This is a genomic window from Pseudoalteromonas sp. PS5, assembly GCF_004103255.1.
GTDB lineage: Bacteria > Pseudomonadota > Gammaproteobacteria > Enterobacterales > Alteromonadaceae > Pseudoalteromonas > Pseudoalteromonas peptidolytica.
In genome coordinates this window covers 18,295-31,987 of sequence record NZ_RCSQ01000021.1, presented here as the reverse complement: position 1 = coordinate 31,987, position 13,693 = coordinate 18,295, and the positions used below count along the sequence as shown (strand labels likewise).

The 13,693-nt window shown below is 42.0% G+C and carries 14 protein-coding genes; 6 read left to right on the top strand and 8 right to left on the bottom strand.

What is annotated here, in order from left to right; genetic code table 11:
* Positions 1-130 precede the first annotated feature (130 nt).
* A complete protein-coding gene (gene xseA, locus D9603_RS03030) occupies positions 131-1,468 on the top strand; it encodes an exodeoxyribonuclease VII large subunit (RefSeq protein ID WP_128730028.1) in 1,338 nt (445 codons plus the stop codon).
* Between the two features lie 49 nt (positions 1,469-1,517).
* Here xseA and cysE read toward each other — a convergent pair whose 3' ends face one another.
* Positions 1,518-2,339, bottom strand: a complete 822-nt coding sequence (gene cysE / locus D9603_RS03025; RefSeq protein ID WP_125253250.1) for a serine O-acetyltransferase — start codon at positions 2,337-2,339, stop codon at positions 1,518-1,520.
* Positions 2,340-2,575: 236 nt separating this feature from the next.
* On the opposite strand from cysE, the gene D9603_RS03020 reads away from it, so the two are divergent.
* Entirely contained in the window at positions 2,576-2,983 is a 408-nt protein-coding gene (locus D9603_RS03020) for a diacylglycerol kinase (RefSeq protein ID WP_125253251.1), read from the top strand.
* Positions 2,984-3,056: 73 nt separating this feature from the next.
* Here D9603_RS03020 and D9603_RS03015 read toward each other — a convergent pair whose 3' ends face one another.
* The gene (locus D9603_RS03015) at positions 3,057-5,933 is read right to left on the bottom strand and encodes a pitrilysin family protein (protein ID WP_128730027.1); all 2,877 of its coding nucleotides are present in this window, start codon (positions 5,931-5,933) and stop codon (positions 3,057-3,059) included.
* Positions 5,934-6,201: 268 nt separating this feature from the next.
* Between D9603_RS03015 and D9603_RS03010 the strand changes: the two genes are divergently transcribed.
* Complete coding sequence (locus tag D9603_RS03010; protein WP_128730025.1) at positions 6,202-7,158, top strand: hypothetical protein; 957 nt, start codon at positions 6,202-6,204, stop codon at positions 7,156-7,158.
* A 67-nt stretch (positions 7,159-7,225) separates the two neighbouring features.
* Here D9603_RS03010 and D9603_RS03005 read toward each other — a convergent pair whose 3' ends face one another.
* From D9603_RS03005 to folB, 3 genes are read right to left on the bottom strand one after another with little or no spacing between them, the layout of a single operon-like run.
* Entirely contained in the window at positions 7,226-8,026 is an 801-nt protein-coding gene (locus D9603_RS03005; protein ID WP_128730023.1) for an undecaprenyl-diphosphate phosphatase, read from the bottom strand.
* Complete coding sequence (gene folK / locus D9603_RS03000; protein ID WP_125253255.1) at positions 8,023-8,511, bottom strand: 2-amino-4-hydroxy-6-hydroxymethyldihydropteridine diphosphokinase; 489 nt, start codon at positions 8,509-8,511, stop codon at positions 8,023-8,025. The genes D9603_RS03005 and folK overlap by 4 nt, the downstream gene beginning before the upstream one ends.
* Before the next feature lie 7 nt (positions 8,512-8,518).
* Positions 8,519-8,869, bottom strand: coding sequence for a dihydroneopterin aldolase (folB, locus tag D9603_RS02995; protein WP_128730021.1), 351 nt, complete (start codon positions 8,867-8,869; stop codon positions 8,519-8,521).
* Positions 8,870-8,994: 125 nt separating this feature from the next.
* On the opposite strand from folB, the gene plsY reads away from it, so the two are divergent.
* Complete coding sequence (plsY, locus tag D9603_RS02990; protein ID WP_125253257.1) at positions 8,995-9,585, top strand: glycerol-3-phosphate 1-O-acyltransferase PlsY; 591 nt, start codon at positions 8,995-8,997, stop codon at positions 9,583-9,585.
* An 11-nt stretch (positions 9,586-9,596) separates the two neighbouring features.
* On the opposite strand, the gene tsaD is transcribed toward plsY, so the two are convergent.
* Genes tsaD through D9603_RS02975 form a run of 3 tightly spaced genes read right to left on the bottom strand, consistent with a single transcriptional unit; the run spans position 9,597 to position 11,584 of the window.
* On the bottom strand, positions 9,597-10,610 hold the full coding sequence (tsaD, locus tag D9603_RS02985) for a tRNA (adenosine(37)-N6)-threonylcarbamoyltransferase complex transferase subunit TsaD (RefSeq protein ID WP_128730020.1): 1,014 nt from the start codon (positions 10,608-10,610) through the stop codon (positions 9,597-9,599).
* A gap of 49 nt (positions 10,611-10,659) precedes the next feature.
* The gene (locus tag D9603_RS02980; RefSeq protein WP_125253259.1) at positions 10,660-11,253 is read right to left on the bottom strand and encodes a YjaG family protein; all 594 of its coding nucleotides are present in this window, start codon (positions 11,251-11,253) and stop codon (positions 10,660-10,662) included.
* Complete coding sequence (locus D9603_RS02975) at positions 11,246-11,584, bottom strand: DUF2007 domain-containing protein (RefSeq protein ID WP_125253260.1); 339 nt, start codon at positions 11,582-11,584, stop codon at positions 11,246-11,248. The genes D9603_RS02980 and D9603_RS02975 overlap by 8 nt, the downstream gene beginning before the upstream one ends.
* Positions 11,585-11,688: 104 nt before the next feature.
* On the opposite strand from D9603_RS02975, the gene D9603_RS02970 reads away from it, so the two are divergent.
* Both D9603_RS02970 and D9603_RS02965 read left to right on the top strand, forming a co-directional pair.
* Complete coding sequence (locus D9603_RS02970; protein ID WP_125253261.1) at positions 11,689-12,087, top strand: DUF2721 domain-containing protein; 399 nt, start codon at positions 11,689-11,691, stop codon at positions 12,085-12,087.
* A 58-nt stretch (positions 12,088-12,145) separates the two neighbouring features.
* Complete coding sequence (locus D9603_RS02965) at positions 12,146-13,669, top strand: DUF3369 domain-containing protein (protein WP_128730018.1); 1,524 nt, start codon at positions 12,146-12,148, stop codon at positions 13,667-13,669.
* Positions 13,670-13,693: the final 24 nt, after the last annotated feature.

The following is a 13,693-nucleotide window of genomic DNA, read 5'->3' as shown; positions in this document are numbered from 1 at the left end:
TTCGCGGCTTCTCTCAAGTGAACTGAGTATAAGGAATTGCGTGCGAATTTTATCAGCGTTCCTTATGCGAGTAAATAAAATTTAGCAAAAAATATGATAAAGTAACTGTGAATTTTTTATGGAGGCCAACATGGGATACACCAATAATAATAAAACCTATTCTGTATCAAGACTTAACAGAGAAATACGCTCACTCTTAGAGCAAGGTTTTGCCTCTGTACAACTCACCGGAGAAATTTCAAACTTTGTTGCTCCGGCCTCAGGGCATTGGTATTTTTCTCTGAAAGATGAAAAAGCACAGATAAAAGCGGCCATGTGGAGAGGGAATAATCGCTATTGTAACCACCGCCCAAGCAACGGTCAGCAAGTAGTCGTGCAAGCAAGAGTCTCCGTCTATGAGCCTCGAGGTGATTACCAATTAATTGTTGAACAGCTCGCGCCTGCTGGTGAAGGACTGTTAAAACAGCAGTTTGATGCACTTAAAATGCAGCTTGCTGCACAGGGACTATTTTCAGCCAGTCACAAAAAGCCACTACCCAATATTATCAATCGCGTAGGTGTCATCACCTCTGCCACGGGCGCGGCCATTAAAGATATTTTAACGGTACTAAAACGCAGAGCGCCACAATTACAAGTTGTCATCTACCCAGCACTTGTACAAGGCGAGGAAGCCAAGCAACAAATTTGCAAACAAATTGCGCAAGCCAATGCAAGGCGCGAAGTCGATGTCTTGATAGTTGGCCGTGGTGGCGGCTCATTGGAAGACTTGTGGAGCTTTAACGAGGAATCCGTCGCACAAGCTATTTTTGCCAGCTCGCTCCCCATAATCAGTGCGGTAGGCCATGAAATCGATACGACAATTAGCGACTATGTTGCGGATGTAAGGGCTCCGACCCCCTCTGCAGCTGCTGAACTAGTAAGCCCTGACTCAGAAGCACTTAAGCAGCGTGCTCTACAGCTACTACAATACTTACAGCAAGCCTTTGATCGCCGACTTGAGCAAGCATCACAGCGATTAGCAAACTTCGAAGCGCGACTACAATTGCAGCACCCCAAAAACCAGCTGATGCAGCAAGCGCAGCGTATTGATGAATTAGAGCAGCGGTTGACCCGTGCGCAAAGTCACCTGCTGCGCCAAAAACAATCCCAGTATCATTTACTCCAGCACCATTTCGATAGGTTACATCCGGAACAAAAAATTACTCACTACAAACAAATGGTGGATTCGCTGAGTGACAAGCTTTATTCCGCTATGGAGCAAAAGCTTAACCTGCAAAGGCATCGACTTGCCGTTAGTAGCGCCAAGCTTGATAGCGTCAGCCCATTGGCCGTTCTCGCTCGAGGTTACAGCATCGCTAAACAAGCCGATACTGTCATAAAATCAGTAAAAGATGTCGACCCTGATAAGCCAATTACAACTCAGTTGGCAGATGGTGAAGTGATATCGCTGGTAAAGAAAATTCAATAAGCAGATAGCAAGATGGGGAAATAACTCCCCATCTTATCGTGTGATAACCTTACAACATTGCTGAGGTGATTGACTCATTTTCGAGTCGGTCTTCATCTTCAAGGAAATTTTGATTCATACTTTCAGCAGGACATGGGCAAGAGGGCTTGCCAACAACCTTAGCAGGAATACCCACCACCGTCGTATGTGGTGCTACCGGACTTAATACTACAGAGCCTGCGCCAATGCGGGCTCCCTCTCCCACTTCGATATTGCCAAGCACTTTGGCACCTGCACCAATCAGTACACCTGCACGGATTTTAGGGTGACGATCACCTTGTTCGTTCCCCGTTCCCCCTAAGGTTACAGATTGAAGAATAGACACATTATCTTCAATAACCGCAGTTTCACCAATAACTATACCAGTCGCATGGTCAAACATAATACCATGACCGACTTTACAAGCAGGATGGATGTCAACACCGAATACTTCAGAAGTTCTGCTTTGGATAAAACGAGCAAGTTCTTTTCTGTCTTGACGCCAGAGGCAGTATGCAAGTCGATGTGCTTGGATTGCATGAAAACCTTTCAAATTTAAAATTACGTTGAGATAACTATCGGCAGCGGGGTCACGATCTTTAACTGCTTTTATGTCATGCGCAACATGAGTCAACATGGTATCGCAGTGTACAAAGGCCTGATCGAACAACTCTCGGATAGTAAACGCAGATACGACGGCATCGGCAAGTTTATTTGCAACAATAAAACTTAACGCTGCGCCAAGACACTCATGGTTTAAAATACTCGAGTATACGTGACTTGCCAGTAATGGCTCTCGCGCAACTAGCTCATTGGCTTCTTCGCGTAACTTGTTCCAGATCTCATGTCTCATGTAATGTACTTCCGATAATACTGATGCTTAATATAGTGTAACGCTTAGATTGATTCAGTGTCATGTATTATAAAAAATCAGGCTTCAAACACTTGGTTATATCTAATAACCAACATATTTAAATGCGGTTTAGATATACCAAGTAGACCATAGATTCTTACAATTTAGTACTGTCGAGCTAGACAGTTCTTCGTATAATACGCCCCATTGCATACTACCAACGCAGGATCGAGAATATGTCGATAAAGATCAAGACCACGGATAGCAACAAACCAAATGGCACAGGGCTTGCCCGACTTATCAAAGCAACCCATTGCTCAGTGAAAGGGATGAAAGCGGCGTACAAAGAAGAGTCTGCATTTAGACAAGAAACTTGGTTGCTAATAGTGAGTATTCCTTTATCCATTGTGCTAGCGCAAAGCATTGCTCAATGGGCACTGTTAGTCGGTAGTGTGCTGTTAATATTAGTGATTGAACTTATCAACTCAGCAATTGAAGCACTTACAGACAGAGTGAGTACCGAACATCACTTATTATCTGGTCGTGCAAAAGATATGGCTTCAGCTGCCGTGACACTAACATTACTAATTGCATTTCTAATTTGGGTAACCGCAGCGATAGAGTGGTTCAACACCATTACCTAAAATTATCCGTGACTTTGACACAAAAAATGGCGGCTAAAAACTTAGCCGCCATTTTCATTACTCAGTGCACTGATTATTTAAACACTTTTTCTACATCTAGCGTTTTAATATTCTGACTTGGAATATTCAGTGGATACGTGGCAATTTCAGCATCTTCTGCCAACAGTGCTTCTGGCTTTTTCGTGTTATAGGTCATAGGTGATGACTGCTTATCACTTAAACGTTTTGCCATGTCTTTAGCGTCACCCGTGATAAATACATAGTGAATATTGTCGGTCTGCAAATTCTCTTTGATAACACGGTTGATGTCATCAACAGATAGAGACTGCAATTGCTCAGTCACATACTTCACAAATTCATCGGTATTGTAAAATTGACTATCTAACGCATAGCCTAGCTGCCTATCTTGGCTCGCCACCATTTGCGGCACAAAGTTAATTAAGAAGTTACGTGTCGCCTCAAAATCGGCTTTGCTCATCCCCTCTTTGATCAGCTTATCTAACTCAAATAAGGCAGTACGTGTTGCAAAGTGTGCGTCATTATTAGAGCGCAGTGGGCGTAACCATACTTGGAAGATCTGCTCACTACGGCCTAAGTTTGCGTCAGGCTTGGTTTGGAACATCCCGCGAGGGAAGTATTCAATATACGCATAATCGCCATAGTTCATGCCACGAACTTGACGAATGCGTTGGTACAAGTGACTGTTAGCGCTGCGGTGCTCACCAAAGTATGAGCGCACCAACCAAAGTGCAGCCCAGTCTTTGTTGCTACGAATAGTGTCAATTGGGAAACCAAAAGAGACTGCTGTCGACTTGGCATTTTTCTCTACAATCGTCGCATGACGCCCTAACAATGTTGGCGCATCAGGCACTTGTAAACGTGCTTCTTGGCCTTTTGGCAGTGTCGCAAGATCACTGAACATTTCTTCTTTTAGCTGTTTATCAAGCGCACCTGTAATACCCACGTTAAGTTTTGCTTGGGTAAACTGCTGAGCATAAAACGCTTTCACATCATCCAATGTAATCGCTTCTAGGTCAGATAAATCACCAAAATTGTAGCTTTCGTATGGGTGACCTTGATACAACTCATGATATAGCACTTCTTTACCTAACTCTTCGTCATTCGACGCTTTTAGGCCAGCTTTGATGCTATCGATAAGCTCTTTTTTCAGTCGATTAAAGTCGTCCTCTCTAAAGCCTGGTGCCAGCAACTGCTGACTCACAATGCCATACCACTGCTCTGCATTGTCTTTGTGAATACGGCCTCGTAGAGAAATCATTTCTTTATCAATTTGATAGCCAAAACTGCCCGCAATTGGATAAAGCGCTTTTTGAATCTCTTTGTAAGATTGTGACTCACTACCACCTTTGGCTATCATTGCAGCCGTCAACGCAGCAAGCCCTTTTTTGCCTTCAGGATCAGCGGCAGCACCGGTATAAAACAGGAAGTTTACATCCACCAGTGGAGAGTTATTGGTTTTATCTAGTACATTAAAATAACGTGTTGCAGGCTTGTCCATTTTTGCAACTAACTTGTCTAGTTCGACTTCTTTATCAAAGCCTAATACGGACTCAAGCGCCGACATAGTCACCGTAGTACGGCTACTATCGACAAAGTATTTATTGGCAATATCACGTATATCTTTTGCAGTTACTTGGTCAGCTGTCGCATACAGCTCATTGATAACCTCAGGATCTCGCTCAAAATGCACATAACGTGCAAGTGTAGAAGCAATTGCTTGCGATGAGTCAAGGCCGTTAATAAAGCTATACTTTGAGTTAGATTTAAGCGCTGCCAGCTTATTTTCGTCGACTAATTCTGTGCGAGCTTTTGCATATGTGTTGTTAATCGCATCACGTACTGTCGCTAAATCTTTTTCGTTTTCCACTTTAACAAATACATGCAAAAGCCCTGGATCTTTAGTCTCAGGGTTGTAGGTAAACATTTGACTTGCCAGCTGCTTGTCTACTACCAACTCTTGGTATAACTCAGAGTTACTAGAGAAATAAAGCTGCGAGATCAGATCAAGTGCTGCACGATCTTTTTTCTTCGGCTCCCATGCAGCTCCTTTATAAGAAACAAGCAACCAGTGCCCTGGCAAGCCGTCATATTTCTCGTGCACATAACGTGCTTGCTCTTGCTTTGGCTCAACTGGAATATCAGCTTGGTAATCACCTCTTTTCCAATTGCCCCAATGCTTCTTCACCATCGCTATGGTTGCTTTAGGGTCAACATCGCCCACGATCACCAGTGATACATATTCAGGCTTATAGAAGCGCTCAAAGAATGTTTTACCATAGGCCATTTGATCAGGCATTGCCTCAATGTCTTCAAAAAAGCCCATCGTGGTATGCTTATAAGTATGTTTGTCGAATGCTTCTTTTCTTACCGCAGAAAGTAACTTACGCACAGGACTTGCGTTGTTTTTAAGGTACTCTCCTTTGACAGTGAGCGCCTCGGTACGGAACTGCTCTTCACTGTACGTTAGGTTTTGGAAAATATCAGCTTCAATTTCCAACACTTTATCTAAGTGCTGTTTAGAGAAGTTTAAATGATAGTTGGTAAAATCATTGGTTGTATAAGCGCGATTATCAACACCTGAATTTTTCAAAATATCTGAGTACACATCTTGAGGATATTTTTCTGAGCCTTTAAACATCATGTGTTCAAAGAAATGAGCAAAGCCTGTTTTTCCGGCTTCAACTTCATTGCGAGAGCCAACTGATACTGGAATTTGTAGTGATACTACATCAGGGTAATTGGTTTTTACTACCATGACACGAAGACCGTTTTCTAACTCTTCGAGTACGTAATCTTGGGCAAATACTTTATTTGACTGAGCGGCTTGAGCACCAGCAGCTGCATTCTGTGTACTATCGGCATTAGTCATTGCACAACCACTAAGCGCTAGGCTCACGGCAAAACTAGTTGCTAGTAATTTGAATTTCATGGATTGGTTCCTAATCATATTTTTATTCTAAATAAGTAGTGATCACTTACTTCAGCAAACTTCTTGATTATGCCCCAAAGCAATACTCATTCGCTAATTTACGAGATGATTTACCCTCTTAATATGTAAACAATTATGACATTTTACCTTTGGCACTTGAGAGAAATTCATAATTATTGAAATTCTTTCATTAAAAAAATCTATCTAGACGTCTAAATGGCTGCTATATTAGTAAAGAGATACTGAAATGCTTTTGTGGACGCAGATTATGGCTTTAACGCTTCAAGAGAAAATCATTGACCCTAACCAAGGGGTATATTTAATTGGTACCACACCACCAAAGATAGGCACCACACCCGAGCAGCTCAAAGCAATCGCAGCTAAGTTGCTAGGACGTTTACATGAAATCGAATACGATGGTGTGATAATTTACGATATTCAAGATGAAAGCAGCCGCACTCAGGTACCGCGCCCATTCCCATTCAAGCACACCGTTGACCCTTGTGAGTATAGTCAGTTGATCCGTGAATTATCACACCTTGATGTTATTACCTATAAAAGCGTAGCACAGCGTGACGGTGAAGCATTTAGCAATTGGCTTAGCAGCACTAAACAACAATATGGATTGGACAATCTGGTGTTAGTTGGAAGCCCTTCTTCAACAGGCGATATTAAGCTACCATTATCAGAAGCCTATCAGGTGTTAAAGCACCATCAAGAGGAGTTTTTCTTAGGTGGTGTAACCATCGCGGAGCGTCATGCTAGTAAGCGTAATGAGCACGAAAGATTGATTGATAAAACAGTCCAAGGCTGCCAGTTTTTTGTCTCTCAAGCTGTTTATGATGCCCAAGCAACCATAGATCTGCTCACAAGCTATGCTCGTACTTGCAAGCAACAGGGCACGACACCAAAACGTATTATTTTAACTTTTACTCCATGTGGTGGAGAGAAGACTTTGCAGTTTATGCAGTGGCTGGGTATATCCGTGCCGGAGGCGACTAAGTGGCGTATGTTAGATGCAGAAAATACACTGAGCGAGTCCATTAGAATTTGTAGAGAAAATCTGGATCAAATCTTAAAAAGTTGTTCACACTTAGATATTTCTCTTGGTTTGAATATTGAGAGTTTAACGAACCGTAAAGAAGAAATTGATGCCTCTATCAACCTGTATCGCCTACTCAAAGCAACCATGGAATTGAGCCTTGCAGAAAAACAAATTGCTTAATCATTGTATAAATGAAAAAGCCAGCTTGACTCCACAAACTGGCTTTTACCTAACCGGACTAGAAAGATTAGCTAAAACTTAAGAAAGCGATTAGCCCTATTCCAAGTAATAAACGATATATAACAAATGGCATCATACCCATACGTTCGATAATTTTTAGAAAGAAGAATATACACGCATAAGCTGAAACAAACGACAATACCGCGCCACTTAGCAGGGCATTCCAATCAACCACTTCATCGCCCATTGCCAATTCTAAACTATAGTAAAGCCCCATCATCGAAATCACAGGAATAGACATCAAAAACGAAAATCTTGCGGCACTTTTCTTATCAAGCCCTAGCAATAATCCGGCTGTAATTGTGATCCCAGATCGCGATGTTCCAGGAATAACCGCAGTAATTTGCGCCAGTCCAAGTATCAATGCGCTTTTCCAATTTAGCGCATACTCGTCTTTGATCTGTTTTGCTTTCACATCGGCATACCACAGCAATAAACCAAAAACGATAGTAGAGATTGCAATAACCCACGCACTGCGTAAGTAGATTTCGACAATATCTTTTAATAGAGGCGCCAGTAATACAAATGGAATTGTCGCAACAACAATACACCATGTCAGGCGGCTCTCTTTTGAATGCTGACCTGAAAACGATTTAAACCAGCCAGATAATAAGCTTACTATGTCGTGCCGAAAATAAATAACGACGGCAAGCAAGGTTCCTACATGAACAGCAACATCAAAAGCCAGCCCCTGATCTTGCCATCCGAGTACCTGTGAAGGCAGTAATAAGTGTGCTGAACTAGAAATAGGTAAAAACTCAGTGAGACCCTGAATGATTGCAAGGACAACAATCTCGATAAAACTCATAACTTGGGAAACTCCACTTTCCATAATTTTTGACTTGGGTTGTGATATTCCTGCCACAACTGAGCGATTGATTTCCCCTCAACAGGGTGAATAAAATCAGCGGCAAGTTCAGCTAATGGCTGAAGCACAAAAGCATTTTTGGTTATTTCATCCCTTGGCAGCTGAGCTGGTGATGAACAAATAAGGTGATCATAAAAAAGAATATCGAGATCTAAGGTACGCGGGCTAAACTTTTTTTCGTTACAGCGACGACCATGATCGTACTCTATCGACTTAAGTCGCGTATAAACCTCATTTAAAGACATTGGCGTGTGTGCAGCAAATACTGAGTTATAAAAATTACTACCGGTAAAACCGACAGCCTCACTCTCAAATACACTTGAATGTCGGTAATTTGGAAAATGCTTTATGAGTGTTTGTAAACCACTTAGTAAGTTTTTTTCTTTCTCAATATTGGAGCCAAGGCTGATAAAAATTTGTGCCATGATAATGCTACTTCTTACGCACAATTTCTACACCCACCGTTTGTGCTTGCGCCACGGCTGCGGGTTTGCTTACTTTTATAAGTACTTGCTGTACATTAAATTCATTTAAAATCATTGCCGCTAGCTGCTCGACTAAAGTTTCGAGTAATTCTACTGGCTTGGCTTGAGTATGCGCGATAATACGTTCACTGACTTTGGCATAATCCACGGCCAAATTAATGTCGTCGAGGCGCGCTGCGGCGCTAATATCGGTCAACATCTCAACATCAAAGTAAAGGCTTTGTTTACTTTCTTTTTCAAAGTCGTACACTCCTATTATGGCTTCGACGTGTAGCTGTGAGATATAGACTTTATCCATGTAAACTCCAAACATGTTTATCGCTTTTATCTTCCCGCATTAAATAAAGCGCAAGTGCGCTAAATTGCAGGACTTAAGACCGCCGATCATAGCCCAAAACAACGCAATAAAAAATAAGGAAGACAGTGTTAATCAGTTTAATGTGCGTATGTGCTTATTTATTAGGATCGATTTCCTCCGCAATTCTGGTGTGTCGACTGTTCAAGCTTCCAGATCCGCGCTTTAGTGGCTCCAACAATCCAGGTGCGACCAATGTATTGCGGTTAGGAGGAAAGGTCCCTGCTGTGCTAGTGCTTATCTTTGATATTTTAAAGGGCACCATTCCAGTATGGGGTGCCTATTTCTTAAATATAGAGCCTCTTTGGTTAGGCGCTATTGCGGTGAGTGCATGCCTTGGACACATTTACCCTGTGTTTTTTCACTTTAATGGCGGTAAAGCAGTGGCAACAGCGTTTGGAGCGCTCTTACCTATTGGTTTATCACTTGGTGGATTGTTGATAAGTACTTGGCTTGTAGTACTGGCGCTAACGCGTTACTCGTCATTGGCAGCAATCGTCGCGGTCGCTGCTGCGCCACTTTATACTTGGTGGATAAAACCATTATATACGTTACCGGTGAGCTTTTTGACCGTCGTCATTATCTTTCGTCACCGAGCTAATATCAAAAGGCTCCTTGCAGGTAAGGAGCCAAAGGTGGGTAAAAAGTCTAAAGATTAACGTAAGATAGCCTATACTTTTTCAAGGCTATCTAAAGGCCAACGTGGCTTAGTTTTCATATCAAGCGGCGCATACTGCCCGGCCTTTAAGCGCTGCATACCAGCATAAGCAATCATAGCTCCGTTGTCTGTGCAAAACTCAGTTCGAGGATAATACACACGACCTTTCATCCCCTGCATCATACGTTCAAGCTTTTGTCTTAGTTCGGTGTTAGCACTAACACCACCAGCAATCACAAGGCTTTTAATGCCCGTTTCTTTTAAAGCACGCTTACATTTTATCGCTAGCGTCTCGACCACAGCGGTCTGAAAGGCATGAGCAATATCCGCTTTGGTTTGCTCATCATCTCCTTCGTTACGGATGGTATTTGCAGCCGCTGTTTTTAAGCCACTAAAACTAAAATCTAATCCGGGTCTATCGGTCATCGGTTTTGGAAAGGTAAAACGTCCCGGCTGACCTTGCGTCGCCATTTTAGCAAGCTGTGGCCCCCCCGGATAATCAAGACCCAGTAATTTGGCTGTTTTATCAAATGCTTCGCCAGCAGCATCATCCACTGACTCACCAAGCACTTCATATTCACCAATACCAGACACCTTAACCATCATCGTGTGACCACCAGATACAAGTAGCGCAACAAACGGAAACTCCGGCTTATCATCTTCAAGCATAGGTGCCAGCAAATGACCTTCCATATGATGAACAGCAACAGCTGGTACTCCCCAACCAAACGCTAACGAGCGACCGATTGAAGTACCCACCAGCAATGCCCCGACTAAACCAGGACCTGCGGTATAAGCAATCCCATCTAGATCTTCAGGGCCACAACCTGCCTCTGCAAAAGCAGCTTCAATAAGCGGGATAGTCTTGCGCACGTGATCGCGAGAAGCAAGCTCTGGTACCACCCCACCATAATCTGCATGCACCTTCACCTGAGAATATAATTGATGTGCTAATAGCCCTTGCTCATCATCATAGATAGCAATACCAGTCTCATCACACGAGGACTCTATACCTAAAATACGCAAGTTACTTTCTCCAAACTCTTTACTGCAATCGCTGATTATACGAAATCAGTTACTCAAGTTCCAAACCTATATTAGTTTGTCCGTCAGCAAGAGCTAATTCCTTCAATGACTTCACTGAATCGCTGCTAATTCGCCCCATTTTCTCTACATGCTCAATAAGCTCTGCCAGTATTTCAATTTCGTATTGCATTTGTGGATGTTCGCGTATCAATTCATTTGTCGGTAATACATCCTCAGCCATCAACATAAACTCTATATATTTTGCTACTGTGGCTTGTGAGATTTTAGCGACACTAACAAACTCGTGTTCATCTTTAGCCATTAAGCCTTGCAACATGCCAAGCAGCGCTGTCGCAACATCAATCGCGGGATAGGTACCAAACATATCAAAGTCGCTCAGCTCAGGTACATTTGGCTCAACCTTTTCGACTAGCTTCTCCAAACTGATTTTACTTTTTGGGATCAGAATTTTTTCCCAGATCAAATTCAGCGTATTTCGTAAGACTTGCTCATCGCCAAAGCCTGTTGCTTCGCTAAAAAGCGAGTAATTAGGCAACATTCGCTCAATAATTGCAGCGCCTAACACTGCTTTTTGAAGATAATTTAACTCTCTAATACGTTGAAAGTTATTTGCTTTACTCATGCTTACTTCCACATTGCCAGCAGTATTCAAATGCCGGTCCATTTATTTCAGTACAATGATGACACTGCCAGTCGGCCTGTTTCACAGCACTGTGACGACGTAATTTGTTATAGTTTACCAATAATTTCTCAGCCTCGGGTAACTTTATTGCATAAACAAGCAGCTTGATTGCAGCCTGCTCTAAGGGGATCTCCCCCATAGCGCCAGATAAATGTTCACCTTGTAGGCGCACTTGAATATTCGCTTGCTCTAACATCCCTTTGAGCAAATGCGCTTCAACAAAATCAGTGGTCGAATACACCTGCTGCCAACGAAAAGATGCTACGCTCATATCGCTATACTCATGCTAAAACCTCACCCTACTTATTTGTTGCTTGATAAAATAGCTTATTATCATCACACTTAGTTACTCTGTTATTCAAAATCAGTACTATTATGACGTTAACCACACCTGGCTTGTTATTTCCGGCCATTTCACTACTACTGCTTGCTTACACCAACCGGTTTTTAGTACTAGCACAGCTTATTAGAGAATTAAATGCCAGAGAAGGCGATACCATAAGACCCTTAGTAAAAGCACAAATTGAAAATTTAAGAAAACGAATAAGATTGATAAGACGCATGCAAGTTTGGGGAGTAATTGCATTTTTATTATGTACACTATCAATGTTTGCGCTATTTCTTGAGGTGTCTTTACTGGGCGTCACGCTATTTGGAGCAAGCCTTTGCAGTTTAACGCTATCGCTTTTGTTATCTCTATATGAGATCCATATCTCGTGCGATGCAATAGAATTAGAACTGCGAAATATCGAGAAAAAGCCACAACAAGATTAGCACCATCAATACTGCCGACTATACTAACGTTGAGTCAGCATAAAAAGAGGAGCAATCTGTGAGCGGATTTTTGTTCTCAGATGAAGTGCCAGAAAGCCCTACAAACAATATCGTCGATACCTATTGGGATATACTCGTGGTAGATGATGAAGAGGATATTCATCAAGTCACAAAGTTAGTATTATCTGGCTTTAAATTTGAAGATAAAGCACTTCGTTTTCATCACGCTTACTCTGCACAAGAAGCAAAAGAAATTTTGGCATCACAACAAAACATTTCAGTAGGGCTGATAGATGTTGTGATGGAAAGCAACCATGCCGGGTTAGACCTGATCCGGTATATTCGTAATGACTTAGAGAACTTTGATATCCGACTCGTTTTACGAACGGGGCAACCTGGCGAAGCACCTGAAGAGTCAGTGATCCGAGATTATGATATTAATGACTACAAAAATAAAACCGAGCTAACTGCTGTTAAGTTAAAAACACTACTTTATTCTGCTTTAAGAGCACATAGGGATATTCAAACCATAGAAAAGCATAAAATGGGACTTGAACGCATTATTGATGCGTCATCCAATTTTTTACAGTGTAGCAATATTCAAGATTTTGCATCAACCATATTATCTCATGTATCCGCAGTAATGGGATTATCAGACTCAGAAATTTATTGTGCCGCAGCCGTTAACCACCAAGCGAATGCCCCGACAAAATTTAAGTTATTGGCCGCGTCCGGTGAGGGGGTTGAACCACACAATGGCTCAATACCTGATAATGTACAAAAGCTCTTTGTAAAAATACATAACAACAAAACTTCACTCAAAACGCGTAATGAATATATAGGTTACTTTCCCTCTCAAGAGGGTAACGAAACAATGATTTATGTGAGTAAAGAAAGTGACTTACATACAATGGACTTTCAGTTACTAGAGTTCTTTGCTAACAATATCGCACTGGCTTACGACAATCTGAAATTGCGCGAGACCGTTAAAGATTCTCAAAAAGAGCTTTCTTATATTCTTGGCGAAGCAGTGGAAAAGCGCTCTAAGGAAACCGGCTCACATGTCAAACGAGTCGCACATTATAGTATGTTGTTGGGGCAGCTATATGGGCTCTCTCATTACCACGCTGAAATCATTAAACTCGCCTCTCCCCTACATGACATTGGTAAAATTAGCATACCTGATCACATACTCAATAAACCTGGAAAGCTTACCGATGAAGAATGGTTAATAATGCAGACCCACGCCCAGCAAGGCTACGAAATCTTGAAAAATTCAACAAATGAGATTTTGCAATGTGGTGCACTAATTGCACATCAGCATCACGAAAAATGGGATGGTTCTGGGTACCCACAAGGGCTAAAAGGTGAACAAATTAACATTGTTGGCAGGATCACAGCATTGGCTGATGTGTTTGATGCATTGGGCAGCGAACGCTGCTACAAGCCAGCTTGGCCGCTCGATAAAATAATTGAGTTAGTCAACAATGAAAAAGGAAAACAATTTGATCCCAAGTTGGTTGACCTTTTTCTAAATAATCTGGAACAATTTATTGAGATACGTGATAGGTATCCTGACTAACTTTGTAATCAGAATGTAAAAACT